The organism is Arenibacter sp. S6351L, assembly GCF_023016025.1.
GTDB classification, from domain to species: domain Bacteria; phylum Bacteroidota; class Bacteroidia; order Flavobacteriales; family Flavobacteriaceae; genus Arenibacter; species Arenibacter algicola_B.
The window spans coordinates 15,741-42,602 of record NZ_JALKBB010000015.1; the positions used below are offsets into that span (position 1 = coordinate 15,741).

At 42.2% G+C, this 26,862-nt stretch carries 20 protein-coding genes; 15 read left to right on the forward strand and 5 right to left on the reverse strand.

The window, feature by feature from the left end:
- The first annotated feature begins 4 nt into the window (after nucleotides 1-4).
- The 10 genes from MWU82_RS13160 (at nucleotide 5) to MWU82_RS13205 (ending at nucleotide 9,033) form a co-directional block, all read left to right on the forward strand.
- A complete protein-coding gene (locus MWU82_RS13160; RefSeq protein ID WP_247096782.1) occupies nucleotides 5-745 on the forward strand; it encodes an RteC domain-containing protein in 741 nt (246 codons plus the stop codon).
- A gap of 285 nt (nucleotides 746-1,030) precedes the next feature.
- Nucleotides 1,031-1,318, forward strand: coding sequence for a helix-turn-helix domain-containing protein (locus MWU82_RS13165; RefSeq protein ID WP_247096707.1), 288 nt, complete (start codon nucleotides 1,031-1,033; stop codon nucleotides 1,316-1,318).
- The gene (locus MWU82_RS13170) at nucleotides 1,318-1,992 is read left to right on the forward strand and encodes a hypothetical protein (RefSeq protein ID WP_247096708.1); all 675 of its coding nucleotides are present in this window, start codon (nucleotides 1,318-1,320) and stop codon (nucleotides 1,990-1,992) included. Before MWU82_RS13165 ends, MWU82_RS13170 begins: the two co-directional genes overlap by 1 nt.
- Complete coding sequence (locus tag MWU82_RS13175; RefSeq protein WP_247096709.1) at nucleotides 1,976-2,659, forward strand: ATPase; 684 nt, start codon at nucleotides 1,976-1,978, stop codon at nucleotides 2,657-2,659. The genes MWU82_RS13170 and MWU82_RS13175 overlap by 17 nt, the downstream gene beginning before the upstream one ends.
- Before the next feature lie 151 nt (nucleotides 2,660-2,810).
- A complete protein-coding gene (locus tag MWU82_RS13180) occupies nucleotides 2,811-3,923 on the forward strand; it encodes an endonuclease/exonuclease/phosphatase family protein (RefSeq protein WP_247096710.1) in 1,113 nt (370 codons plus the stop codon).
- Nucleotides 3,924-4,602: 679 nt separating this feature from the next.
- Entirely contained in the window at nucleotides 4,603-4,941 is a 339-nt protein-coding gene (ssb, locus tag MWU82_RS13185) for a single-stranded DNA-binding protein (RefSeq protein WP_247096711.1), read from the forward strand.
- 93 nt (nucleotides 4,942-5,034) lie between these two features.
- A complete protein-coding gene (locus tag MWU82_RS13190) occupies nucleotides 5,035-5,415 on the forward strand; it encodes a DUF6876 family protein (protein WP_247096712.1) in 381 nt (126 codons plus the stop codon).
- Nucleotides 5,416-5,811: 396 nt separating this feature from the next.
- A complete protein-coding gene (locus MWU82_RS13195; RefSeq protein ID WP_247096713.1) occupies nucleotides 5,812-6,366 on the forward strand; it encodes a BfmA/BtgA family mobilization protein in 555 nt (184 codons plus the stop codon).
- Between the two features lie 4 nt (nucleotides 6,367-6,370).
- Nucleotides 6,371-7,396, forward strand: a complete 1,026-nt coding sequence (mobB, locus tag MWU82_RS13200) for a MobB family relaxase (RefSeq protein ID WP_247096714.1) — start codon at nucleotides 6,371-6,373, stop codon at nucleotides 7,394-7,396.
- 50 nt (nucleotides 7,397-7,446) lie between these two features.
- Complete coding sequence (locus MWU82_RS13205; RefSeq protein WP_247096715.1) at nucleotides 7,447-9,033, forward strand: type IV secretion system DNA-binding domain-containing protein; 1,587 nt, start codon at nucleotides 7,447-7,449, stop codon at nucleotides 9,031-9,033.
- A gap of 999 nt (nucleotides 9,034-10,032) precedes the next feature.
- On the opposite strand, the gene MWU82_RS13210 is transcribed toward MWU82_RS13205, so the two are convergent.
- From MWU82_RS13210 to MWU82_RS13225, 4 genes are all read right to left on the reverse strand, one after another.
- Complete coding sequence (locus tag MWU82_RS13210; RefSeq protein WP_247096716.1) at nucleotides 10,033-11,457, reverse strand: L-serine ammonia-lyase; 1,425 nt, start codon at nucleotides 11,455-11,457, stop codon at nucleotides 10,033-10,035.
- 385 nt (nucleotides 11,458-11,842) lie between these two features.
- Nucleotides 11,843-12,862: a hypothetical protein gene (locus MWU82_RS13215; RefSeq protein ID WP_247096717.1), complete on the reverse strand. Its 1,020-nt coding sequence runs from the start codon at nucleotides 12,860-12,862 to the stop codon at nucleotides 11,843-11,845.
- Nucleotides 12,863-12,866: 4 nt separating this feature from the next.
- Nucleotides 12,867-14,090, reverse strand: coding sequence for an Nramp family divalent metal transporter (locus MWU82_RS13220; RefSeq protein WP_247096718.1), 1,224 nt, complete (start codon nucleotides 14,088-14,090; stop codon nucleotides 12,867-12,869).
- A gap of 4 nt (nucleotides 14,091-14,094) precedes the next feature.
- Nucleotides 14,095-15,606, reverse strand: coding sequence for a PQQ-dependent sugar dehydrogenase (locus MWU82_RS13225; RefSeq protein ID WP_247096719.1), 1,512 nt, complete (start codon nucleotides 15,604-15,606; stop codon nucleotides 14,095-14,097).
- A gap of 518 nt (nucleotides 15,607-16,124) precedes the next feature.
- On the opposite strand from MWU82_RS13225, the gene MWU82_RS13230 reads away from it, so the two are divergent.
- The 4 genes from MWU82_RS13230 to MWU82_RS13245 all read left to right on the forward strand — a co-directional run bounded on the left by MWU82_RS13230 (nucleotide 16,125) and on the right by MWU82_RS13245 (nucleotide 24,509).
- A complete protein-coding gene (locus tag MWU82_RS13230; RefSeq protein ID WP_247096720.1) occupies nucleotides 16,125-19,226 on the forward strand; it encodes a TonB-dependent receptor in 3,102 nt (1,033 codons plus the stop codon).
- Between the two features lie 10 nt (nucleotides 19,227-19,236).
- The gene (locus MWU82_RS13235; protein ID WP_247096721.1) at nucleotides 19,237-20,850 is read left to right on the forward strand and encodes a RagB/SusD family nutrient uptake outer membrane protein; all 1,614 of its coding nucleotides are present in this window, start codon (nucleotides 19,237-19,239) and stop codon (nucleotides 20,848-20,850) included.
- 75 nt (nucleotides 20,851-20,925) lie between these two features.
- Nucleotides 20,926-23,664 carry a hypothetical protein gene (locus MWU82_RS13240; protein ID WP_247096722.1) on the forward strand — a complete coding sequence of 913 codons (2,739 nt, stop codon included), beginning with the start codon at nucleotides 20,926-20,928 and terminating at the stop codon, nucleotides 23,662-23,664.
- Nucleotides 23,665-23,873: 209 nt separating this feature from the next.
- A complete protein-coding gene (locus tag MWU82_RS13245) occupies nucleotides 23,874-24,509 on the forward strand; it encodes a GntR family transcriptional regulator (protein ID WP_247096723.1) in 636 nt (211 codons plus the stop codon).
- A gap of 25 nt (nucleotides 24,510-24,534) precedes the next feature.
- On the opposite strand, the gene MWU82_RS13250 is transcribed toward MWU82_RS13245, so the two are convergent.
- Entirely contained in the window at nucleotides 24,535-25,350 is an 816-nt protein-coding gene (locus tag MWU82_RS13250; RefSeq protein WP_247096724.1) for an SMP-30/gluconolactonase/LRE family protein, read from the reverse strand.
- A gap of 192 nt (nucleotides 25,351-25,542) precedes the next feature.
- Between MWU82_RS13250 and MWU82_RS13255 the strand changes: the two genes are divergently transcribed.
- Entirely contained in the window at nucleotides 25,543-26,862 is a 1,320-nt protein-coding gene (locus MWU82_RS13255; protein WP_247096725.1) for an aspartate aminotransferase family protein, read from the forward strand.

Below are 26,862 nucleotides of genomic sequence, written 5' to 3' on the forward strand. Positions count from 1 at the left end.
TACCATGGTGGAACGCTACATCAAACGGCTTCAGGTCCAAATAGGAAAAAAGTCCTTCGCTTCCCAGGTGGAGGAGATCAATTTTTTTAAGCATGTCAAACCCCAGTTCTTCAGCAAGCTCATCTATTACGGACGATTGTTCAACATCGAGAGCAGACGCCCCAGGGGCAGCAATGCCGCACAGGTAAAATACCTGAAAAACCAGATCGAAAAGCTCCAGATCTTCTTTAACGACAACCTTGAATTCTATAACTATTACCGCCGTGGGGCCATATCCTTGGACGAACAATATTTTGTCCGAGGCAACATGGATCTGCGGCTGCCCCTTGAATCCTTTCACTTTATGATCGACGACCAGTTCTCCACCTGTCAGGACGGTACGGTGGCCACCATCATGGCTTATGACATGCTCATCGTATACCTACAAAGGGAGATAGATACCTTGACGATCAACATGGACGACTTAAAAGACAAACCTATGGAACGACCTTCAAAACTATTTTGGACCGGAAGCAAGACGGACCTGATCGAACTCCTCTATGCCCTTCACTCCACTAAATGTATCAATAGCGGGACCGCGGACATCAAGGAACTGGCGGCCCATTTCGAACACTTCTACAATGTGGACCTTGGCAACTACTACCACACCTTTATCGAGATCAGGTCCAGGAAGACGGGTAGGACCAAGTTTCTGGACAGGCTTATCGAGATGTTACAACAAAGGATGGAAGGTCTGGACGATTGACCTATAATCCCCCACCTTGGGATAGAGGTGGGGGATTTCCATTTAACCCCCTTCAATATTGAATTTGGCCACTTTTTAAGGTGGACGGGGAGGGTCGCATATGTCAAATCACGCTAAATGCCCCTAAAAAATAGTTCCAAAAAAATATCTCCCACCTCTATCATAGCTATGGAAATGGAACAAAAATGCCTTTGCAATTTTGTAGAACGAAAAATAAACCAGGTCAGGGACCATCAAGTTGGTCGAAAGCAATGCGCAAGTCCCTTTCCTTAAAACCGTTTTACTATGGCAGCAACAATTATCACCACAGAAGACCTATTGGAATTCAAACTGGAACTTCTCCAGGAAATCAAGGAGTTGATCAACGAAAGCCGGACCCGGGTCAGAACAAAGGAATGGCTCAAAAGCACCCAGGTCATGGAGATGCTCAATATTAGTCCTGGCACCCTACAGAAATTTAGGAGTAACGGTACCCTGTCCTATACCAAAATAGGAGGGCTCATTTTTTATGAGGCCGGGCAAATAGAAAAGATGCTTTCGGACAACCTTGTCACCAACCCAAAACTTAAATAATGAACTATATAAAACACCTTAATGCGGTATTCCAGCAATTTTCAAAAGATTCAAGGCTCAACCCCTCACACGTAAGTCTGTATATGGCCCTATTCCAATGTTGGAACCAGAACAGGTTCCCCGATAGTTTTCAAGTGGATAGGGAAGAGACTATGTCCCGCGCCAAGATTGGATCTAGGACCACCTACCACCGTTGTTTGAACAACTTGAACGATTGGAGCTATATCGCCTATCTGCCCTCCCATAGCCGGTTTAAGGGCAGCCGTATCATGATGCCCATTTTTGGGACAACTGCTGGACTACCCATGGACCACCCCGAAACTAGTGATGGACCAGCGGTGGTACCATATATAAACATTGATAAACATAATAAAACATTAGTTAAACACTCTAGAGAGAGCCGGCCAAATAATGAACATGATGTTGTTGAATTTTTTAAGATGAACAAATGGCCGCTTAACGAGGGCATTAAATTCTACAACCACTATCAGGGGGTGGGATGGAAGGTAGGTGGGAAATCCAACATTGAGGACTGGAAGGCCACGGCGAAAAATTGGATGCTCAGGGCGAAGGAACTGGACCGGGACAGTGCTATGTCCGGGCGATCCCATAAAAAAATGAAAAAGAATTATTTGGATATCAGTATAAACAAAAATTATGGGGAACCACTGTAACCGTAGGGCCGATCAGCGCCCACATATCCTTGTCGAGAATGGTGTGGAATACTGTCTTGGAAACTTTGATGGAAAGCGCATCGATTACGACTTCTCCAAGGTGCTCACTTATCTGGAAGCCAAGGGTAGGTCCCTGTTCGAGGAAAGTTTTAAGGTCAGGGGCGAGGACAGGGGCACTTTCCTGAAACTCTGCAGTTACATGGTCAAGGATGTCGAGAACTGTAGAAAAATGGAAATGGATACGGCCAAGGGTATTTTGTTGACCGGGCCCGTGGGTTGCGGCAAGACAAGCATGATGCGCCTGGTACGTCACCTGGTACCCCATAAAAGGACCTATAATATCATTTCCGCCCGCAATATCACCTTTGCCTTTAACCATATCGGATATAAGATCATTGAGGATTATGGGAACGGTCGGCCCTACTGTTTCGACGACCTGGGGGTAGAACCCATGGGCAGATACTTTGGGGACGACTGCAATGTCATGGGGGAGGTGTTGGTCTCCCGCCACGAACTCTACCAAAAGACAAAGATCCTCACCCATATCACCACGAACCTAAATGCAGAAGAACTGGAAGAACGCTACGGCAAACGTGTCCGAAGCCGTATGCGCCAAATGTTCAATCTGATTTCTTTTGATAAGGGCACCAAGGACAAACGAATCTAAAAACAACAAATATGAAATGAGCCAATACCACACTTGAAACCAACGAGATGCGTAAAGGCGAATTACACCCGCCTGTCCGCCCGTTCCGGTACGGACGGGAATAAAGTAGTCGGGCAGGTCTGATATATTAGAAACAATAAAATTTAGACATATGAAAATAGCCAGCTTTAACATTGAAAATCTATATCATCGGGACAAAGGCCTTGTGCAGCCAAAGCTTAACAAATGTATTGCTGATTGGGTATCGGAACTCGATAGCCTAATGCACAGAATTCAAAAAAATGTCAACGATATGGATCGGATCAGGGAACTCACTTTTTTATTGGGGTTTGAGAAGACGGACCCTGGCCCCTATGGGGTCCTGCGAAAAAAACAGGGGGAACTTTTTCTAAAACCAAAAGGATCTTCCAATGAGCCTAAGGCCTCGCAGCTTACCGATTGGAACGGATGGGTGGCGCTGCAAACGGTGGCCGTTCCCCATAACGCGATCCTCAACAAGGCCAGGCTCATTGCAGGGACGGATGCGGATGTGCTGGTCCTCCAAGAAGTGGAGGACAGGGCCTCCTTGATGGATTTCAACCATGGACTTTTGCGGGAATTTGATGTGGAACCCTACGATCAGGTGCTGCATTTGGAGGGCAACGATGGCCACGGCCGGGGTATGGCAATCATGGCCAAAAACGGTTACCGATTGGATACCCTAAAAAGCCATGGCCTGGAGCTAACCGATGGGCAGGAACCTATTTTTGAGGTGGACTGTCAGGAATATGCCATTATTGCCCCGGAAGGGCAAAGGGTCCATATCCTTTCCACACAGTTTTCCTTGGACAAGGAAACCCGAAGGAAACTTCAGGCCACAAAGGTGGCCGATATCTATCATAGAATGAAAGGCTCAGGAAAGGAGCTGGTCCTGGTTTGTGGCACCTTGAACGACGTCTCCTATAGCGATTGCCTGTCACCTATACTTAGGGAGACAGATCTTTCGGATGTCACCAGAAATTCCCAATGCAAAGTGCAAAGCGACTTAGGTAAAGGTGCGGGATATTTTAGATTGGGGGCCTATCGCATGGGTGTCAATATTAGGCAAAAGGATTATATGTTGCTTTCCCCCGAATTGAAGGCCAAGCTTACCTCCTGTGGACTTGATCGTAAAGGGATGTGGCCCGATGGGCATTCGCGATGGGAAACGTATCCAGGTTTGAAAAATAGGACGCATGCCGCCAGTGCGCATCCATTGATCTGGGGTGGGTTCAAGAATATTTGATGGATGGGGATTGGGCTTTAATATCAGCTCAACCTCACTCAACTTAGTGAAACCTGCCACCCTCAGCACATTGCCACTACATTTTATTTCGGGCAATAAGCCTCGGGGGGTGTCTTGGACACGAACTAGGGTTTTACGGGCTTCGTTGCGAATTCTCCACTACAGACCCGAAAAACCCTTGCTCAAGTCCGCTGGGCCGACCGCCTAATTTGATGGCAATTTTTGGCCGCGGATAAGTATTTGGTTTTGTTAAGCTTGATCGGAGTTCCATCCATGCTTTTTGTGCCGTTCCAAAGACGGTGGAATTTTTTCATGGGCGTTTCCGGACTGCCTCCATGCGAACCCCCGTACCTTTTTTGCAGGCAAAATAACAACATTCCCCCTTGTTCGACGGCATAAACCAGTCACGCCCTGGGCGCGATCTTATTTATACGTCTTTACAAGTTTAAATGTTGTGGAGAGTGGTGCATCAAAAAAAGGTAACGTGAGAGCTCTATGGGAAGTAAATCAATAACAGGAAAACATGAAATCGAATCCAGATCCTAAAAATGAAACGGCACAAAACAAACAAAAGGGCCTGCCTGCCGCAGGCAAGGCAAACGTTCGAGATATAATAAGTAAATCATTTCAATCTATTATTAACCGTCCACAGTAATGTGGACATAAATCTTTTTCAATTATGAGCAAATTCAGAAACCATGTACAGCTGATCGGAAACATCGGGGACGACCCTGCGATCACAAATCTTGAGAGTGGCAAAAAAGTGGCCAGATTTCAAATGGCCACCAATGAGCGTTACAAAAATAGCAAAGGGGAGACCGTCCAGAATACCGACTGGCATTCTATTGTTGCTTGGGGCAAGACCGCGGAGATCGTTGAGCAGTATGTTACAAAGGGCAGGGAAGTGGGAATTACCGGGAAATTAAAGTCCCGACACTTTGAAACCAAAGAAGGTACCATGAGATATATAACGGAGGTAGTGGCCCATGAAATCCTGTTATTGGGAAACAGGTCCTAATGGGGTGTTATTTCAAATGTAGGAAAATCAAAGAGGGCGCTCCCGAAATTATACGCCCTCTTATCGATTAATATTAATTCTAACATAACTAATATGAACTTCAAAACTAGACAAATAAAGGACCGGATACAACATTTTAACGGTTCGTTAGTACTTTATCAAATCCCCCTTATCAGGACAAAATTCACCGAAGGCATAAAATATCTTGCACAGGCCGGTGAATGCTTTTGGTTGGTGACGGATACCTCTGTTATAGCTAAAAGTTTGATGGACAAAAGTCGGTTCATTACCATCGATTTTAGAAAATTAACAGAGAAGGAAAAGAACGTCATGGGATATGCGGCCAAAATTGATTATAGCGATGGTAATGGGCATATTTTTGAGACCCAAAAATATCATTTGACCGACTTTCCGTTGGACGAAATCAGATTGTTCTTTGTGGACGATACCCTGATGCTTCCCAGTGAATATTGATCTGTAATATGGGCGGACCGATTCTGGTACCGCCCTTTTTTTTGTATAACTTTCTAAGGGAATTTACTTTCGTTATCCTCACCATTTCCCCAAATCAGTTAAGAATCCTGCAATAACACTAACCAAAAACTCTTAAAATTTATTTTCCGTTACTGTACGGTGTCTTAGAGGACTACATTGGGTCGTAGGTTGATAATTTTTCGCCGGCGCGAAAAAACGGAAGAGCAAGAGGGTAACGCGCTGAAGCGACGTTACTAACTACTTTTCTTTGAAAGGCCTTTGTTTATAGGCCTTCATAGGGTTTTCTTTTTTTGGAGCAAGATTCCCATTGGGTCAAATCCATTGGAAACCCCTAAAAACATTGATAAAAAATGACCCAATGTAAATTTTTAAGTGATGGACCATTTTTATACAATACGGTTTAAAAAGAATACCGCACAGCGGTTCAAGCGGTTTTCGAAGAAAATAGGTGTTACCTATTCTGAGTCGATGGAGATGATAATTGATTTTTTTGAGTGGCACGGTTTTTTGCCATCGGACAAATTTGAAAAGAGTGTTGGCAAGGAAGTCCTTAAGAATAGAAAAAGAACGGAAGCAGCGATTGCCATTATCAGGGATATTGAAAAGAACCAGACCAAGCCAACTACTGCCATGCTGCAACTTCTATTTGAACACTCGCCCCAAAAGAAACAAGGACAGCCCCCTTTACTTATGGATGGTAGGAAAGTCGATCCTGAAAGGGATATGTTCTTTAAAAAGGTAGAGGCGGCCATTGCCATGGAAAAGGATTTCACCAATATTAAACTGGATTTTAAAGAATTAAGAACCGATTTTTTGAACCTTCTTGACAGGGTAGAATTGGTGAAGGGCACCTTCGGAAAGCCCAGGTTACAACTGGACATGACTCCGGAAGATTTTCAAAAACTTAAGATAAAAATGGAAAAGCAATAACAATATGTACATCAGTATTACCAAACAACACCTGGATACCAACTTTTCCCAAAGTAGCTGTGATTTTGTGGCCTACTTAGAAAAGGAGAATGAAGGAAAACTGCCCGAACTTCAAGAGCACTTTTTTGACCAGTACCATGACCAGATCGCCCCAGAACTGGTCATCAAGGAAATAGACGGAAACACCGCCAAATTGAAAAAACAGGAACCCAAATTCTTTGCCCTGACCATCAACCCCAGTCAGCGGGAATTGAAGCACATCAATAATGACCCGAAACTCCTAAAACAATATGTGCGCGAGGTCATGAAGGATTATGCGGCTTCCTTCCATCGAGATAACCCGGTATCCGTGGACAGTATCAAATACTATGCGAAGTTGGAGTATGAGCGCACTTTTAAGGGATTCGATAAGGAAGTGAAGGAGAACCAAGTTTACCGGGCCAAGATCGTAAAATTGGAAAATGAAATCCGTAAGGTGGAACGTGGTGAGGTTTCAGGAAACGTTAGGTCTATCAGAAAAGAAATTGCCAGGCTCAATGCCCAAATACCACACCGGATCAATGGAGAGGTGGTGGCACAGGGGGTGAAAAAGCCGGGACTGCAGACCCATATCCATATTGTCGTAAGCAGAAAGGATGTTACCAATAGATATAGTCTATCCCCTGGGAGCAAATACATGGAGTCGGAATCCAAACTAAATGGCATAATGGTAAAGCGTGGTTTTAAACGGGACCAATTTTATGAAAATGCGGAAAAAAGATTCGATGCGCTATTTAAATACCAACGGAACTATGTGGAATCCTATAGCGCCCGTAAGGCCTTTGCCCATGATCCCAAAATCTATTTTGCACATCTGCTGGGATTACCTACAAACGAAAGAAGTGCTGCCTTTAAAATAATGGGTGCTTCCGGCGTGCATATCCCCAAATTGAACATTCCAACGAACAAGGTGGAAGCAGCCCTACAGGCCATTAAGCAATTGAAGAAGGCCATCGATATTGCCAGATCCTCCAGTTCCATAGGCATTTAGGAAATGAAGAAATTGAAAGAGGTTAATATCAGTAAACTAATTTGAAAGCTATGGTATTTATTACAATTGGAATATACGGGTTGGCGATGGCCGTGTTTTATTTGTCCTATGCGCACAACAAGAACGCCTTTGTACAAAATGTGCTTATCTTGATGCTGTTGGGGGGAGTTCTTCAATTCTTGCACGGTTGGCTGGTTTTTGCCAAAGTCTTATTGTGGTATTTGTTGCCTATTCAAGCAATTAATCTAGGGCTTTTTATAGGTTTCCATTATAATTTTGGGATACCAAAGGGACCTGAAAAGTTTAAGGTCAGGTTCAGTCTTTTAAACGGTAGCCTGGTACTGCGGAATATCCGAAGGGGTGCTTCCATCATAGGCTCGGCAGGAAGTGGCAAAACCGAAAGTGTGGTCTATAACTTCCTAAAACATTTTAGCCAGCACCAGTTTTCAGGGGTCGTCCATGACTACAAGAATTTTGAAATTACAGAAATGGCCTATCCACTTTTCGCCAAGGCAGGAATACCGTTTCATATTGTCTCCATTGACGATATCCATAGCCGGGTGAATCCTATTGCTCCTAGGTACATGGTGGATGAAGAAAGTGTAAACGAGGTTTCCAGGGTGCTTTTGGAAAATCTTTTGGAGCAGCGCGAATCCATTGCCATGGGTTCTTCCAAATTCTTTAACGATGCCGTGGAAGGGCTGTTGGGAGGGCTGATCTGGAAACTGAAAACGGACCATGGAGAATATTGCACCCTGCCACATCTCATCGCCACATACCAATATCTGGATACGCAAAATCTGATACAGTTCCTAAGTTCCGACTATACCTCCAAAGCCATGGCGGATGCCTTTATCTCAGGGAAGGATTCCGAACGCCAAACCGCTGGTGTGATGAGCACGTTGGCCAATGCGCTTAAAAAAATAAGTACCCAACGCATCTTTATGGCACTGTCCGCCGATGAAGTACCTTTGGATATCAATAATCCGGAACACCCATCCGTGGTTACCATAGTGAACAATCCGAAATTTGAAACTGCCTATTCCCCTGTGATAGCCACTATAATGCACACCATCACCAAGCAGATAAGCATTCGTGGGCGTTCGCCCTCCTTTATCTTAATGGAGGAAGCCCCTACCATTCGTTTGCTCAATATGCACCGCATTCCTGCTACATTAAGAAGTTATGACATTGCCACAGTTTATGTGCTCCAGGACAAGGTACAGAACGATATGATGTACGGGGACAAGGCCAGTAGGGCCATTCTTGGCAATCTTTCCTATCAGTTCTTTGGTAAGGTAAATGACCCGGATACGGCCCGATATTATGAACGCTTTTTTGAAATGGTAAAGCGCCCTACCAAAAGTATAAGCAAAGGAGAGAATACCTTAAATTTTGATACCAGGATTACCAAAGGGGAAAGGGAAGTAAGCAAGATCAGGGCAGAGGAATTCTTTAGGCTGAAAGAAGGGGAGTTTATAGCCTTCGCGGATGGCAAGGATAAAAAAGTACGTTTTCCAAAGCCCAATATTATCAAATGTCTTCCAGACCCTCAATTCCAAATCGGTGATGGAGCCATAAAAGAAAATTTTGAACGGATCCATTTGGAGGTCAGGAAATTTCTGACCTTAAGCTAGAAACAGCATTGGTTTGTTGATGACAAATTTGATTAGAACATTTCTTTACTTTTGCCACCACAAGTTCCAAAGCACATTGGCAAATGCGCCCTTACCAATTTTTGCTTTACGATTATCTAGCTGAACACTGCAAAAATCGCAAAGGATCCATGCGTAAAGTTTTTAAGAAGCAATTGGGGTTGAAATGGCTTTGAATTCAATACAATAATCGATATCTCTAATATATCTTCCAAGACAACTAATGTATCCGATCGTGTTTGAAGTGCTAGAGATATAGTGATGCCCAAAATGAAAGAGTTAGAGTTTCGTAGGTTACAAATGTTCAATTCCTCTTTTAGGTTTTTTTAGGTCTAGGTTGTAACAGGGATAAGTCCTGGGTAATAGGGGTGGACCATTTTTTATGCTCCTTATGGGGTTATGTGCTGTATTAGCCCTGTCTTTGATGGGATACTATCACTTTTTGGTAACCTCTAAGGCTCAGCTTACACCTTGGAACCGCGCTATATATTAAGGGCATACTAGTATTTTTTGATCGCGTATGATAATTTTATATTGTTGTTTAATGCCGTTTTGGTAGATATTACTCAACAGTATTGGTACGTTATAGCAATAGAAAATGTGGAACATGGCTTTGATCCGAAGCTAAATATGTGAATTCCTTTTAACTTAAAAATTTTCAAATATGATGCTACCATCGCTTTGTCCAACTATTATTTTTTCTGCCAACACCCTTTTATACAGTATTGGACTTTTTAAATCATTGTCTAATTCAGGACTGGTACATTGAAATGCGCATTACAATTGAAATCCTACCCTCTTATGTTGTTAATAGGTTTAAAAGCAATTTTGTAAACAAGGATTTTATGACAAGCCCATTTAAGGTTTTACGTGTAGACCATGTTACTGGAATTATTTCTTCAAGTCGATATTCATGGTCAGTGAAGCTAATTTTATGAACAAGCGGTTTAATTGATTTTCCTATTTGTTGTTCATTAAATCCTAGCAATCGCTGAGATAAACACCAACGGCAAGTCCGCCTTCCGAGGTTTCTTTGTATTTGCTACTCATATCCTTGGCGGTTTCCCACATGGTGTTTACTACCTTGTCCAAGGGTACTTTAGCATTGGCCGGGTCGGAGTCCAGCGCCAATTCCGAGGCGTTGATGGCCTTTATGGCGCCCATGGAATTGCGTTCTATACATGGAACCTGTACCAGGCCGCCAATGGGATCGCAGGTAAGGCCCAAATGGTGTTCCATAGCAATTTCTGCTGCCATAAGTACCTGTTCCGGGCTACCGCCCAAAAGTTCTGTCAGTGCGGCGGCGGCCATGGCAGAGGAGACCCCAATTTCGGCCTGACAACCGCCCATTGCGGCAGAAATGGTAGCCCCCTTTTTAAAGATGCTGCCTATTTCCCCCGCCACCAATAAAAATTGTTTGATGTGTTTAAAGTTGGCTTCATGGTTTTCTATGACCATATAGTACATGAGCACGGCCGGAATTACCCCCGCACTGCCATTGGTGGGGGCGGTGACCACTCTTCCCAGGGAAGCATTGACCTCATTGACACTTAGGGCAAAGCAACTTACCCATTTAAGGATGGATCTGAATTTAACCTCGGTCTGTCTAATGGTTTGCAGCCATTCTTGGGGGGTGGAATAGGGGAGGTCCCCTTTTAATTTTTGGTGGGTATCGTAAGCCCTTCTGCGAACATTTAGCCCTCCGGGAAGATTTCCTTCGGTATGGCAGCCTATGTACATACACTCCAACATGGTGTCCCAAATATGTTGGAATCCCTTATCTATTTGGGCATCCGTACGTAGGGAGCGCTCATTTTTCAAAACCAGTTCTGAAATGGATTTTTTTACCCTTTTGCAGGTTGCCAAGAGTTCGGTCCCATTTTCTAAAGGAAAGGGGAAGGATTTAAAGACTTCCATTTTCTTTTTGGAACGCTTTAGTTCCTCTTTGACCACAAAACCACCCCCAATGGAATAAAAGGTTTCTTTTATTTTCTTTCCGTTTGTTGTAACAGCCCTAAATATCATTCCATTCGCATGGAAAGGCAAGAATTCCCTCTTAAAAATAATGTCCGATTTTGGGTCAAAAGGAATTTCATGGGAATTGTTTAAAAGTAGCTTTTTATCTTCCTGAATCTTTTTAATAATTTCATTTATATTTTCAATGGGAATGGTGACCGGGTCGGCCCCGGTGAGTCCGAGCATTAGGGCCAGATCTGTGGCGTGTCCCTTACCGGTGAGGGAGAGCGATCCGTAAACTTCTATTTGGATGTGGGCAACGGATCGGAATACTTTTATTTCCAACAGTTCCCCAATAAAACGCTCTGCGGCACGCCATGGTCCCAAAGTATGGGAGCTGGATGGGCCAACACCTATTTTAAGCATATCAAAAACACTAATGCACTCCATTTAATTTTATCTAGTTAAATTAATGATTTTATGTACGGATAAGTGATCAAAAACACTAATGCAAAACATTTGATTTTATCCGGTTAAATTTATGATTTTCTGTACAGATAAGTGATGGAGACTTAAACAATTTTGCTTTTGTAATATGGCTGTTTTTTTTTGGTTTAGTTGCTACAAATACTATGTGCATCAAATAATGGAAGGCTTAACCGCGATTCCAAATTGATGGACAGGAAACATTGACTTATATCATCCAAAAAAAAATTTTAGTCAAAACAGGGAAAGCCACAGCTTTCCCTGTTTGCCAACTATACCGTTATAAAGCTGACGCCATATGACAGTTCAAGGATGTATTTGTACTATCCGTTTTACATTGCTTGTCTAGTTAGAATTTCCCTCTTCGCTCTTGGAAATGCGTGTCCTTATTTATGGAATCCCCTCCTTGGATAAGCCATTGGGCAGTAATTTCTATCGCTTGACGTATGGTAATTTGCGGGTAACCGAACAATCTGTGGCACTCTGATGCATTGTTCAATAGGGCAGAACCCTCTGGCACATTTATAAAGGTAGGCTCTTTTTCAAATAACTCTCCAAAAAGTTCCGCTACCCATTTTACGGATAAGGTCTCCGGTCCAGTAACGTTTAAAACTTTTGCCGGAGTAGTACAGTGCAATAAGGACCGAAGGGCTATTTCATTGGCATCTCCCTGCCAAATCACATTTACGTTCCCAGTTGCGAGGTCGATCGGTTGATCGTTCAAAACCGATCTGGCGATCTCTACCAGTACCCCGTAACGAAAATCAACAGCATAATTTAGACGATAGATTAGAATTTCAGTTCGATTTTTTTTTGAAAAGTATTGAAACATGCGTTCCCGCCCAAGGCAAGATTGTGCATATTCCCCTATCGGTTCCGGAGCAATCTCTTCAGAAGCTCCACCAGCTGTAATGGGGACAAATGGAAGTACATTGCCCGAAGAGAAGGCCACTATTTTTGAATCCTTGAAATGCTCTGCGACTATGGCCGGAAGATAAGTGTTCATTGCCCAGGTAAAATCCTCATTCCCAGTGGTGCCAAATTTATGTCCTACCAGAAAAATAATATTGGGGACCTGTGGTAGTTTCTGTAATTCGTTTCTGTTTAAAAGGTCACATGAGTAGGTGACAATCCCCAGCTCCTCCAATTCCTGTCGTACCGCATTGTCGGAAAACCTAGAAACCCCTATAATGCGCTGGGTGCTCCCCGCTTCTTTGATCGCGCGTATGGCAAGCTTGCCCATACTTGGACCCATTTTCCCCCCTATTCCCAAGATCATAATGTCACCGGATATCTTCTTCATATCGGCGACAAGTGCCTTTGAAGGTGCTAATATTCGATCCTCCAACTCAATTAAATTTCGATTCATTTCTTTAGTTTATTAAATTTATAAAATTACTTATCGCAAGTCCAAGGACCAAAAGTAGGCCGAGTGCTCCCCAAATTTTTGTCACTTTTGAATTGACCCTTTCCTTCATAATGTCCTTATCATTGCCTATTAGATACATGGTGATACCAATAAAGGGAACAAGGAATATGGTTATGCTCTGAGCGAATACAATAAGCTCCAATGGCAGGTTGCCAAATAGGAGTGCAATGAATGATCCTGCTATCATGACCAAGGAAATAAAGACTTTTACCATCCTATGGTTAAGGCTACTACTGTATCCAAACGTATCACCTAAGAGAGAGCCACCTAGAACCGCATTCCCTATGAGGGAGGAAAACGAACTGCCAAACAAACCGATCAAAAATAAATGTGAGGCGTAATCCCCCAGAAGTGGTTCAAGTGCAATGCCCATAGCACTGGCGGATAACACTTTTATGCCTTGGGTGTGAAGGACATTTGCAGCACAGATCATCACTGCTGCACTCATAACCCCTAGGATTATTATACCAACACGGCTACTTAATCGTTCAGTTCCGTCCGGTTGGTTCCCTATGGATAATTTTTTTCTTTCCTGTACAAGATAGGATTGATAAAAGGCACCTACTAGTGAGAAGCAGGATGCTATAAAAGCAATGATAAGGCCGGTTGAACCCGTTGGAATGGTAGGCATCAAACCCTTTGCCATTTCGGCTAAATTTGGTTGGACCAGTACCGCAGTGGTCAAAAATGAGAATAACATAAGGATGACCAAGGTGATCATGATTTTTTCGAGAACCTTATAAAATGATCTGAAAAATAGAAGCATGATCCCTACAACGTTAAAGACCACGATCCATATCTTGGGGTTAGTGCCGGATGCTTCGGATATTGAAATAGCAACACCGGTGGAATTGCCGGCCTGAAAGGAAGTTGCCACCAGGAATACACCAATACCTATTAATAGGGATACGGGCTTTCCAAACTTCAACCGTATCAATGTAAGTAGCGAATCGTTATTTTGTGCACCTATCCGTGCGCCCATGGTCGTAAAAACCATCATGAAAAATATGGCGATTACAATGACCCACAGTAAGTTGTAACTGTAATCCGCGCCCATTTTGGAAGTAATGGTCATTTTACTGGGGCCAAAGACCAGGGCAGCCGTAATTATTCCCGGTCCCAGAATGAGCAGCCAGTTGGACTTTCTTGAATTTTGTTTTTTGGTCATATGACTATCGGTTGGATCGGACCCTGTCGTTGCTTATGGGTCCGGCATTATTTTCAAAATTTATCCTAATGTAGGTTGCGATGGAAGCTATTTCTTCATTACTTAAAAATGAGAAAGAAGGCATTGCTTCATTGAATTGACTCCCATTGGTCTTTTTAGAGGTTGATCCATAGAGGATTGTTCTTAGCAATCCGTCCTCGGAACCGGTAACGACGGCAGAACCAGAAAGTGGAGGAAAAGAGGAGGGTACGCCTTTTCCGTTATCCTTGTGACATGATGCGCAATAGGCTTGGTATAGTTCCTTTCCGTTTTTGAGTGCCTTAGTTTCCGGTTCTACCGGTGTTATGGGCAGTTTGAACGCTTTTTTTGTAGGACGAAGCCGAAATATAATATCATCACCGTTTTTAGGAAAACCCGATTGCGGATTCCAGTCTTTATTGCTCGTTGAAAAATAGACATCCCCATTTGGGACTGCCAGTATAGAGCGTATTCTCCCTAGGTAGTCCGGGAAAAGGATTTGCTCGCCGACAATTTCAGTGCCATTGTCCGAAAGTTTCAGAATCCTTATTGATTGACTTTTTAATGTCGTTAGCAATAGACTGGAGCTCCACTCGGGTATTTTATCGCTACCATAGTACGCCAAGCCTGCAGGGGCGACTACAGGAGTCCAGGAACGAATCGGTTCGGTTCGAGGTGAATTTGTGGCGATGGCAATTTCTTTGTCGGTGTCGTGCATTCCCTCGATCTGTGGCCATCCATAGTTATGCAATGGCCGTATCCAATTGATTTCATCCTCAATGGCATCCCCATGTTCGGAGGTATAAATCTTGCCATCTGGCGATTGTGTCAGACCTTGCATATTTCTAAATCCCCAGGCATAAACAAAGCTGTTTGCTAGGGGATTGTCATAGGGTATCGAACCATCCAGGTTCAGACGCAGGATTTTCCCGTTAAGCGCAGTACTGTCCTGGGCGTAAGTTTCACTGGCGGCATCTCCAGTGGCCCATAAAACTTTTTGGTCGTTTGAGATGATTATACGTGAACCGTTATGCCCAGTACTTCCAGGTATTTTTAATAACACTTGGGGATTGGTCGGTTGCTCATCGTAATCATATCGGACAAGATTTGAATATATGCTGTCATTGGACATACTTGTATAGGATAGGAAAAGGTAATTCTGTGAATTTTCCGGCTGATAAATAGCCATTCCCAACAGACCCAAAGTTCGCATATGGTAAACATCTGGTAAGCTTAGGAGAGTATCTATTTGTCCGGTCTCCAGATTTAATCTTTTGATCTTACCGGCTATTTCAGAAAACACGATGGCATCCCTATGCCGATCGTATTGTAGATCCCAGGGTACGTCCAAATTGTCGGCTTCGATGGTCAACGCCAAAAGGGTGTTGTCCAATTTGACAAATTCGGCACATTCAGGTAGTTTGTCTTCATTTAAACATGAAGAAAGTACAAAAGCTACTGAAATTACAAGTGCGGTTGAATATTTTGTTGGTAACATGGATGATCGAATTGGGTTAAATTATTGATATTTTTTAAGATTGTTGTTATTCTTCGTCCCCAAATGTAGAGAATACAAAAGTAAGTTGCAATTATTATGTATACAAAAAAGATATGATTTAGACTACTTTTTGATATTTGAATATTTATATCGAATCTCGTAAAGGGTTGTATAGTGGGAATTAGTGGATTGTGAATAATTTAGTTAAAGTCAAAAAAATATTTTAATGTTTACAATTTATGTTTATATTTGTATACATTTTTATTCAAAAGTAAACTTAACGTGGTCGTAAAATAACGTTAATGTAGGAAAAGTAAATGTGGTGAGAAGCGGTATTTACTGGTGTAGTGTTACTTTAAATCAGGAGTAGTATGAAAAACTTAAACTTGTTTTGTGGAAAGGAGGAAGTATGGGGCTAGGGTGATTGCGAATTACAAATGACGAAAAACAAACTCAGTCAATTCGGATATGGAAACGAAATTGATAATAAAACATAAATTTTACAACCAATATAAATTATGAAAATGTACTTTAATCGGAACAGGTTATGGAATAAGGCCAGAATAGGTCTTTTCGTTATTCCTGTAATTAATTTCCTGGTGATGGCTCCATTAAAGGTCCAGGCCATGGAAGGTAAAATGACAACACTGTCCTTTGTAGAGCAAAATACCATTAGAGGACGGGTAACGGACGACAAGGGTGTTGTCCTAGGGGGTGCGAATGTCATTGAAAAAGGTACGGCCAATGGTGTTACCACTGATTTTGACGGAAATTTTTCTATTGAACTATCGGATGAAAATTCAATTTTGGTGATTTCCTATATGGGTTTCACTACGAAAGAGATTACTGTAAATGGACAATCTGCTGTAAATGTTGAACTGCAGGAAGAGGCAGCTGCACTGGGTGAGGTTGTGGTCGTAGGTTATGGTACGCAGAGAAAATTAAATCTTACCGGTGCGGTGAGTTCGTTGGAGTTTAACGAATCTACCAACAGTAGGCCAAATATGAATCTTTCGTCCGCATTGGTAGGGATGAGTTCTGGCCTGAATATATCCCAGACTTCAGCGGCTCCGGGGGCTGAAGGCTTTAATATACTGGTCAGGGGGAATGGAACAATGAACGATGCCTCTCCTCTAGTGGTAATAGATGGTGTGCCAGGGGCTTTGAATGACGTAAATCCCAATGATGTTGAAAGTATAAGTGTTCTTAAAGATGCATCTTCTTCGGCCATATATGGCTCTCGAGCAGCTAATGGGGTTATTCTGGTCACCACCAAAAGGGGAAAAGGTGAAAAGTTTGTAGTAACTTATAATGGGTATACAGGGCCTGTCTCCGTGGCAAAAAGCGTGGATTTTATTACTGATATGGCCACTCATATGGAATTGGTAAACGAATCCGAAGGCCGTGAAAAGTATTCCAATGCCCTAATTGAAGAATGGAGAAGTGAGTCGGCAAATGGCAACCCACTGTATCCCAATACGGATTGGTATGATGAAATGTTGAAAAGTTCCATACTCACCGAGCATAACCTTTCGGTACGAGGTGGTAATGACAAAGGAAATTTTGCGATCTCCTTGGGCTATTTGAATAATAAAGGGGTTATTGACAATGCCGGCTATGAAAGGTATAATTTCCGAATCAATGCCGATGCGAAAGTAAAAAACTTCCTGACATTAGGGGGAAATGTTTTTGGGACGTGGTCCGATAGGGAGACGGTTGATGTTGGTACCTTCTTTTCTAGTATAAGAAATACAACGCCAGGTGTAATTCCGGTTTACGAGGATGGTCGTTATGGCGGGGAAATGTTCCAAGGCTTGCCTGCAGGCTCCAATCCCAGGGCGTACGTCGACAATGCAAGGGGAAATTATGAAAAGTTGCGATTGGGGTTGAGGTTCTACAGTACGATAAATTTGGTAAAAAACTTGGAATGGGAAACAAGCTTTGGGTTCAATTACGGAAATAACAGGAATTGGGAGTATGCGCGGCCATACTCGCTTTGGAATCTTCAAACCGATTTTCAATACCAAGAGAAACCCAGTGTCAATAGTCTATTTAACGGTACCAGGAGGGACTACACAACCGTTTGGAATTCGCTTTTGCGCTATAAGGGATCGATTGGTGAAAATCACAATTTTGCCGCCTTGATGGGTTTCGATCAGCAATATAACCGCATGGATAAGTTTGATGCCACCAAGAACGATATTTTAGGTGACGACGCAATTTATATACTTGATGCGGGAACCAACCTGCAATCCATAAACGGTTCTGGGACGGATGATGCGCTCCAGTCATATTTTGGTCGTTTAAATTATTATTACAAAGACAAATATTTGTTTGAAGTGAATGCGAGATATGATGGTTCCTCCAGATTTGCGAAGAATAATAGATGGGGCTTTTTTCCCTCATTCTCCGCAGGTTGGAGAATATTGGAGGAACCATTTGCCAATGGCCTGAAGAATACTTTTGATGATATTAAAATAAGAGGTTCCTGGGGGAAATTGGGTAACAATAGAATCGGAGATTATTCCTATCAAGTGGTTTACGGATCCTACCTATATCCGTTTGGAGGGCAGTTACAACAAGGTGTGGCCCCGCAGGAAATTGCCAATAGCAAAATTAAATGGGAGACTACAACCATTTCCAATGTTGGCCTGGATCTGACCCTATTGTCAAATAGATTGACCTTTACGATGGAATATTTTGATAAAACAACAAGTGATATCTTGACCAAGATTCCAATTCCTTTGGTATTGGGTAATTTTTTACCGCCATGGCAGAACATCGCTGAAATGAACAATAAGGGTATGGAGTTTCAGTTGGCATATCAAGGGAAGATCGGTCAGGATTTTACCTACCATTTTGCCGGGAACCTATCTTCTGTAAAAAATAATGTTACGAAGTTTAACGGTGATAAATCGATTAATGGGCCCACCATTACCCAGGAAGATGACGCTTTCAACAGCTTTTATCTTCTAGAGTTTGATAGGATCCTCCAAAGTCAGGACGAAATAGATCAATTGGTTGCCGATGGTTACACCTTTGGTTCATATGTGGGAGGTAATCCGGGACCAGGGGATATGCTCTATAAGGATTCTAACGGTGACATGATTTTTGATGATCAGGATCGGGTGGTAAAGGAATATTCAGCTTTGCCCAAAATAACCTATGGATTTAATCTTAATTTTGGCTATAAAGGCTTTGATCTTAATGTGGTTGCCCAAGGTACAGAAGGGGTAAAACAATATTGGGGAAATGATGGATTCAATACATTCAATATTAACGAAGGTTTCCTTCAGCGTAAGGAAATACTAAATCGTTGGACGCCGGAAAATAACTCTACTTCATATCCTAGGTTGAGGACTTCGGGATCGGCGCTGAATACTGTTTATAGCGATTATTGGTTGCATGATACCTCTTACTTTAGGATTAAGTCATTGCAATTTGGATATGCCCTACCGCAAAAAGTGACCTCAAAATTTAAGGTGGATAGGTTGAGGATCTACACTAATCTTGAAAACTATTTTACGTTTACCGGTTTTGAAGGGTATAATCCTGAAAATGCAAGTGTTTCATATCCTTTAATGAAACAATGGGTACTTGGACTGAATTTAACATTTTAAAAGAAAAGTCATGATTAAAAAGATTAATAATAGAATACTAGCCTTACTTGCCATTTTTGTTGTAGGTTCTTGTAGTGATGATTTTCTGGATAGAAATTCGTTGGTCGGCCTATCAGAAGGGGATTTTTGGAAATCTGAAGAAGATGCGATCCTGGGTGTGAATGCCCTCTACAGTGCCAATAAGGAATTTACCAACAGTATAGTGATATATGGTATGATGGATGACTTTACCGACATCTCGTATCAATCATGGGCCACTGGATTGACTACTGGGAGTTTCCCTTCAAATGCCTCATTTTATTCTAATTCATGGGGAGTGTTTTTTAAGGGAGTCTATAGGGCCAATACCGTTTTGGCCAATGTACCCGATATTCAAATGAACGAGAATATAAAGAACCGTACCTTGGGAGAAGCTAAGTTCTTTAGGGGATACTTTTATTTTAAGCTATGGGACTTTTTTGGTGGGGTGCCCTTGTATGATTTTCCAATGAACGTGGATGAGTCATACCAAGAGCGCAATAACGAAAGGGAAGTATATGAGTTTATCGTTAAGGATATGACCGATGCCTATGATCTTTTGCCCGAAAATTACGATCAGTCCGACAAGGGCCGTGCTACAAAATGGGCTGCATTGGCCATGCGCGGCAAGGCACACCTTTGGGCGAAGGAATATGAAAAGGCGGCGGCAGACTTTAAGGAGCTTATGGAAGATAGCGATAGGGTACTGGTGAATGATTATCATTCCTTGTTCCGTGTTGCAGGGAACAATAATACAGAGGTGATTTTTGATGTACAGTATATTGCCGAACAAGGTGAAGGTTTGGCAACGGACCGGAATTATGGAAATGCTAGAGGTGCGACTTCCGGTTCGCAGCGTACAAGGCCTACTCCTAAGCTGGTCAATGCCTATGAAATGATAGATGGGACGCCATTTGATTTTGCAAATTATAATAATGCACAGGGAGAAACTTTTGATCCAAATGAGCCGTTGGATTGGGGAGATGAAGAGTCGGTGAGAAAGCTTTATGAAAATAGGGATCCCCGAATGCATCAATCCGTCGTGGTGCCTTGGTCCACTTTTGTAGGTGTCAATGGGGTGGAATTTCTCTATAAGTTTCCAGTGGACAGTTCGGACCCGACAGCTTATGTTCCGATTTGGGCAGCAGGTAGTTATGCCTGGAGGAAATTTGTTGAGACCGGTTCAGTGTATACCCTGCAAAATAATATGCCCCAAAATTTCCCGCTGATTAGGTTGGCAGATGTAATTTTGATGTATGCGGAAGCACAGAATGAGGTCAGTTCAGCCGATCAGAGTGTTTATGATGCTGTTAATGCCGTACGTCATCGTGCCGGTATGCCCGATCTTCCCGACGGATTAAATAAGGAGCAAATGCGGGAAAGAATCCGTCATGAGCGTTTGGTTGAATTAAGTGGAGAAGGACAGCGTTATTCAGATATCCGTAGATGGGGTATTGCCAAAGATGTTGTTGATGGTGTTTGGATGACAGAGTTTACGGGCGTGCAAATCAGGCAAAGAGGTTTTCCAGATCATTATTACCTGTGGCCCATTCCGCAATCTGAAATAGACGTAAACCCTGCCTTAACTCAAAATCCGGGCTGGTAGAATTGTTAGAAACAGCCTTTCATGAAGAGTTGAAATGCTCAGAGGTACGTAATTTTTTTGTATTATTATTTTAATATGTTCAACAAGATTTTTTTAATAGTTAGTTTGTTGTTAGTAATACCATTGGTAGGGCAGGAGAGCGTTTCTTCTGTCCTTCCTTTGTATAAAGGGGAGATTAATTTGAGAACTACCCGGATAGGGGATATTGGAAAGAAGGAAGAAGCAAAACGCGGTGTTTACTTAAAAAAACAGTTGGCCGAAATCTCTCAAAGGACGCAGCCTGACGTTGAGATTCAGATAAGGGTTTCCAAAAAGGGCCTGTATGTCCTGGGTACGGAAGCTTATCCAGTGAACATGGCCAAGTTGGAGAGGACAGATACCACGGGCTTGTTGACGACTTATGCTTACTTCCAATTAGGTGATTCGAGACGTACCAAACGCATTGTTTATGATCGACACAAAGGAGGATTACAGGAACTGGGAAAATTTGAAATCACTGATAAAAACCAGAAACTAAGAATTTGGCTTCCCAATAACCTAATGCTTTCTACCCTCCAATTGAAACCATTTGTGGCGCCCATCGCCCCGTCAGAAGCAGTGAATTATATACCAAAAATTAGACCGGGTACAGAGCGGCCAAGGTTATGGGTAAACAAGGAGAGTCTTCCAGTGGTGCGCAACCGATTGCTTGCATCTGAGAATAAGAAAGCTTGGGAAAAGGTGAAGGATATAGCATTAAAGCCCTATCACGTTGACTTTGACCCTGACATAGAAATGTTCTATGATGAAAATCTGGAACATGTTTTAGCGCAAAAGGCATTTTATTACCTCATGACCGAGGATGACTCAGTAGGTAAGGAAGTTGTTGCGTTGACGGCAAATTATCTGTCAGTTTTGGAATTTGGTAACGTTACCTATGGAGATATAACACGGGAATTGGGTAGGGCCATCTATACGGGGGCTCTAGTCTACGATTGGTGCTATGCACTGCTGGATGAAGAAACGAAAACCGCAATGAGAGCTGATTTTAAACGCTTGGTACGTGATATGGAAATTGGTTGGCCCCCTTTTTATGGTTTGGAAAGCATTATTAACGGACACGGGAACGAAGCACAGATCTGTCGGGATATGCTGTCATGGAGTTTGGCGGTGTACGATGAGGACCCTGAGCCCTATAAGTACGTTTCTTATACCATTTTGGAGCAATTGGTGCCAATGCGTAAGTTTGAATATCAGTCACCTCGACATAATCAGGGAATAGATTATGGCGGCTACCGATTTGGCTGGGAAATGCATGCGGTATGGCTGTATTATCGAATGCTGGGATATTCAGTTTTTGATGACAATATAAAAAATATGACCGATTATTGGTTGTATATGCGCACTCCAGATGGCAAAATGATGAGGGATGGAGATATGTTCAGCGTCAAATATGCACAAAGTGACAAGTTTTACTGGCGAAATCCCCAAACAATGCTTTTAAGTTATGCCTTTTCTGGAAACCGTAAGGTTAAGGGCGAGTTTTATAGACAGGGTGGATTGCCAAATAACCCAGTGTTGTTTTTATTGTTGAACGATCCTGATCTTAAACCTGATTATGATTTGGCTCAGCTTCCCCTGACCAAAGACTTCGGACCGGTATTGGGAGCCATGGTGGCCCGAACAGGTTGGGAGCAGGCGCATAGCAGTAGTGACGTAATAGCTGAAATCAAAGGCGGTGGATATCATTTTGGAAATCATCAGCACGCAGATGCGGGCGCATTACAAATATATTATCGCGGTATTCAGGTTGGAGATTTGGGTCTTTATTTATCCTATGGGTCCCCTTATGACTTTAATTTCAACAAACGATCCATTGCCCACAGTATGATGCTTGCAGTAGATCCTAATGAGGAATTGTTGTTTAGGACCAAGACCAACGACGGCGGTACGCGCTTTAGTCAAAGGTTCCCTAAAACCCCTGAAGAGGTACAAACGGATTCTTGGTTCAATGTGGGATTTGTAAGATCTTCCGCAATGGGACCGGAGAGTAACAGGCCATCTTATAGTTATTATAACATGGATTTGACAGCTGCGTACTCTTCAAAAATGTCCAGCTATTCCCGAGGGTTTTTATTTTTGAATCTTGACCGGCAGGATGTTCCGGCAGCAATTATCCTGACCGACGATATGCTTGTACAGGATCCTGCCTTTAAAAAATATTGGCAGATCAATACGTTGAATCCTCCAAAAGAAGAAGGAAATAGCCTGGTCCTGACCAGTGAATTGGATGGGAAAATTGGTAAAACTTATTTGGATATGTTATTGCCAAAACAAGAGGATAGAACTGTTAAGATTCTTAAAGGTAAGGAGTCGAGCAATGTTTTTGGAACAGAATATAAGGTAAATTCAAATTGGCCAGAGGCAGAAGGCTGTCGAATAATGTATTCTCCAAAGGAGGCCCGTAGGGATGATAAGTTTCTAACGGTTTTTCAAATGGTAGATGGTGATGCCGATGCCCTGGAAATAGTGTATAAAGAGTTTGGTCATTATTACCTGGTGCAATTGGCGGATAAAATTGTTTGTATCTCCAAGGGAAAGGAACTTATTGAAGAGGCTGTTGAAATCATGATACCAGAAGACGGTGAGGTAAAGGAAGTCATATTTGTTGGCCTGAAAGAAGGATTTTGGAACGTAACTAATGAAAAATACGGTAAGAATTATAACGTTATTGTCGATTTGAATAAAAACGTTTTGAGTTTCAAGACGCTAGGTGGTCATTGTGGCATTAGGCCTGGTCGTTCCTATCAGACTTCAACCGGTACAGGGGACTAGTGCGTTGGATTTTGAGGGGAAAAGGGTATGTATGTTATCAGTTCCCTTAACCATTGGGATACACAGTGTGGTGATTGGTTTTCTTTCAGGGCATTCCGTGTATCATATCGGACGGGGCATAATGGAATCAATCAATAATTGAGTATATTATAAATAATTATGAAATATTTGGCGTGTATGACTATTTTTATGTTTAAATACTATTTAAAATGAAAGAAGATTCGTTGTCTTATAAAACGTATCTGGAAATACGAAAAAAGATTTTGTCCAATCAGTTAGTTGGAGGAGTAAGGCTGGTGGAAAGTGCATGGGCCAAGAAATTGAATGTAAGCCGTGTTGCAATTCGTGAGGCTTTTATGAGGCTATCGGGGGAACATTTGATTGAATTTGGAGAAAAGGGAGGGTGTTTTGTTAAGAAAATTACAGCGGAGGATATAAAGGAAATACGGGAGCTAAGGGAGTTAATCGAAGTTGGGGCACTTAAAATACTCTTTGCTAAAAAGGACCGTTCCATTATTAATGAACTTGAGCTCATTTGTGATGATTTTACTTCAATGGTTGAAAAGGGGTATTATGGAGGTGCCTGTGAAGCCGATGTCAGGTTTCATGAAAAAATCATTGAATCCACAGGGAATGAGCGATTGGTTTATATCTATAACAATAGTAACATTCCTCTGTTCCACCTTAAGCTTGGGAATGCTTTAAGCCATATGGATGACTACAAGCAAACGGATAATGAGCATAGAAAGATTGTAGAATATCTTAAGAAAGGCAAATTAAAGGAGTCTATCGATACACTTATAGAACATTTGGATCGCGGCGAAAAGGAGTCAATAGAATTCTAACGGCGCTTTTTGTTCAGAACCTAAACTAGATAATGCCCTTTTGGTCACTTTTGTAACTTAGCAATTGCCCATTTTCTGCTTCCGTAATGATAAGGCCAAGTCTTCCGAAAGGATCGAAGGCACAGTTCGTGGGGTTCGATCCGGGCAAATCAATTTTGCGATCAAGTATTCCGGCGTCATTGTAAACATGGACCGATGATGATCCAAATACAGCAACATATAAACCTCCATTTTCATCGAATGCCATGCCATCGGGTCCTACAGGGCCTCCAGTCATAATACAAGCCTCTGGATTGCTCCAAGAAAAGGATACGCTATCCCAGTCTCCCTTCCAAATGCGATGAGTTCCTGTCTCTGCAATATATAATTTATTGTTGCCTTTGTTAAAAGCAAGTCCGTTAGGATAATATCGAACGGAATCTATTTTGTGCAGCCCCATCCGTGCGTTCCAAGCGCAAAAATATCCATCTCCTTTTTTCAATTCCGATCCGGAACATGTAAACAAAAGATTTCCCAAATGATCGAACGCGAGATCATTTGGTAGGTTTAAGGGACTTTCTCCAATTTTTGAAAGTATTGTGTAAGTAGCTGTCGAACTTGGATTGTATACCCTGATCTCGTTCTTAATGGAGTCACAGAACCATATTAAATCCCTATGGTCTATTGCAATGCCATTTGGACGTCCACCTACATAATGTCGATATAGGATTCCTTTATAATATTGGTTAAGGCTTCCGTTGTTTTGCTCAACAAACCATAAAGCTCCCTTTTTATCAAAAGCTGGACCTTCTGGAAAATGAAGGTTGTCAAGCAAAATATCAATATGGGACGGTTCTTTCACAAAAAAAAATTAAAATATATTGCAAATGTATACAAATATTACATAAATTTGTATACAAGAATAAGAATTATTTGTAGTCTTAATTGAGGTTTGGATTCTATTTGGAAAATGGAATCATTTCGTAGATTTTCTTCTTTTTGGTTCTTAGTCGTTTTTACTGTAATTGGAATTAATAATATTTACTATAGCATTATGATCAGATCAAAATCTAATAGCGTATTGGTTGAAAATGAAAAATGGATTCCCGGTGGTGTTGTCTCCTTGAACAGGAAGTCCGATCCCAATATTTGTTTTAAAAGCGGAAATGGAAGCCGTGTCCATGATTTGGATGGAAATGAATATATAGATTATCAAGCTGGGTTCGCAGCGTCCTTTTTAGGTCATAATGATCCTGATGTAAACCTGGCGGTAGACAATACCTTAAAAGACAATTCCATATTAATGGGCGCAGGACCAACTACACTGGAAGGGGAATTTGCAGCCTTGTTTTGTAAAAGTGTTCCTAATGCCGATAGTATTCAAATCACAACCACTGGATCGGAAGCAACATATCACGCGATAAGAATTGCCAGGGCCGCTACTAAACGGGACCATATCATTGTTATGCAAGGCGGGTATAATGGATGGCACAATGATGTTTCCTGTAATGTGATCAGTGCATTGGAAGATGTCGGAGATCGCGTTTCTCCCGGGGAGTATCCCTGGGACTCCCTATCCGCTGGAGTTCCCAAGTCGCATAGTTCTCTTGTGCATATCGTTAATTACAATGATTTGGAATCGATTGCCTATATCATTAAAAGATATGAGGTTGCCTGTGTTGTTTTGGAACCGGTTCTGCAGAATATTGGGGTTGTAAAACCTAAATTTGGATATTTGGAAGGTTTACGTAAATTGGCTGATAGTAATGGGTTTTTGCTTGTTTTTGATGAGGTGAAAACGGGTTTCAGACATGCCTTGGGCGGATACCAATCCATATGTGGGGTGCAGCCCGATCTTTCCACTTTTGGAAAGGCTGTGGCAAATGGCTATCCATTGGGCGTTATTGCTGGTAAGAAAAAGTATATGGAGTACTTTGTTCATCCGGATAAAAAGGAAAGGGTGTTGATTGCAGGTACGTTTAATGCTTTTCCGCTGACCACGGCCGCAGCCATGGCTACGCTAAAGAAACTAGCCGATCCTGTACATGATGTATATACCCATGTCAATTTGTTGGGTCAGATGATGGAAGAAGGTTTGAGGGATATTTTTAATTCCAAAGGTGTGACGCATTATATTGCCCGTCAGGGATCTGCTTTCTGTGCTTATTTTATGGATCATGAACCTGTTGATTTTCATGATATTCTATATCATCATGACTTTAAGTATGACCTTAGTTACCGTAAAAAATTAATTGAAAACGGGGTGTTCAATTTCCCGGCGGCAACAAAGCAGGGCAGTATATCCTTTGCGCATTCCAAAGCTGATATTGAAGAAACTTTGGATAAAACGAAAAAAGTAGTTGATCAATTATAA

What these genes read in the sequence shown, in the direction of transcription:
- MWU82_RS13160 (WP_247096782.1), top strand. Translation starts at nt 5, where the DNA reads ATGGTGGAACGCTACATCAAACGGCTTCAGGTCCAAATAGGAAAAAAG.
- MWU82_RS13165 (WP_247096707.1), top strand. Translation starts at nt 1,031, where the DNA reads ATGGCAGCAACAATTATCACCACAGAAGACCTATTGGAATTCAAACTG.
- MWU82_RS13170 (WP_247096708.1), top strand. Translation starts at nt 1,318, where the DNA reads ATGAACTATATAAAACACCTTAATGCGGTATTCCAGCAATTTTCAAAA.
- MWU82_RS13175 (WP_247096709.1), top strand. Translation starts at nt 1,976, where the DNA reads ATGGGGAACCACTGTAACCGTAGGGCCGATCAGCGCCCACATATCCTT.
- MWU82_RS13180 (WP_247096710.1), top strand. Translation starts at nt 2,811, where the DNA reads ATGAAAATAGCCAGCTTTAACATTGAAAATCTATATCATCGGGACAAA.
- ssb (WP_247096711.1), top strand. Translation starts at nt 4,603, where the DNA reads ATGAGCAAATTCAGAAACCATGTACAGCTGATCGGAAACATCGGGGAC.
- MWU82_RS13190 (WP_247096712.1), top strand. Translation starts at nt 5,035, where the DNA reads ATGAACTTCAAAACTAGACAAATAAAGGACCGGATACAACATTTTAAC.
- MWU82_RS13195 (WP_247096713.1), top strand. Translation starts at nt 5,812, where the DNA reads ATGGACCATTTTTATACAATACGGTTTAAAAAGAATACCGCACAGCGG.
- mobB (WP_247096714.1), top strand. Translation starts at nt 6,371, where the DNA reads ATGTACATCAGTATTACCAAACAACACCTGGATACCAACTTTTCCCAA.
- MWU82_RS13205 (WP_247096715.1), top strand. Translation starts at nt 7,447, where the DNA reads ATGGTATTTATTACAATTGGAATATACGGGTTGGCGATGGCCGTGTTT.
- MWU82_RS13210 (WP_247096716.1), bottom strand. Translation starts at nt 11,457, where the DNA reads ATGGAGTGCATTAGTGTTTTTGATATGCTTAAAATAGGTGTTGGCCCA.
- MWU82_RS13215 (WP_247096717.1), bottom strand. Translation starts at nt 12,862, where the DNA reads ATGAATCGAAATTTAATTGAGTTGGAGGATCGAATATTAGCACCTTCA.
- MWU82_RS13220 (WP_247096718.1), bottom strand. Translation starts at nt 14,090, where the DNA reads ATGACCAAAAAACAAAATTCAAGAAAGTCCAACTGGCTGCTCATTCTG.
- MWU82_RS13225 (WP_247096719.1), bottom strand. Translation starts at nt 15,606, where the DNA reads ATGTTACCAACAAAATATTCAACCGCACTTGTAATTTCAGTAGCTTTT.
- MWU82_RS13230 (WP_247096720.1), top strand. Translation starts at nt 16,125, where the DNA reads ATGAAAATGTACTTTAATCGGAACAGGTTATGGAATAAGGCCAGAATA.
- MWU82_RS13235 (WP_247096721.1), top strand. Translation starts at nt 19,237, where the DNA reads ATGATTAAAAAGATTAATAATAGAATACTAGCCTTACTTGCCATTTTT.
- MWU82_RS13240 (WP_247096722.1), top strand. Translation starts at nt 20,926, where the DNA reads ATGTTCAACAAGATTTTTTTAATAGTTAGTTTGTTGTTAGTAATACCA.
- MWU82_RS13245 (WP_247096723.1), top strand. Translation starts at nt 23,874, where the DNA reads ATGAAAGAAGATTCGTTGTCTTATAAAACGTATCTGGAAATACGAAAA.
- MWU82_RS13255 (WP_247096725.1), top strand. Translation starts at nt 25,543, where the DNA reads ATGATCAGATCAAAATCTAATAGCGTATTGGTTGAAAATGAAAAATGG.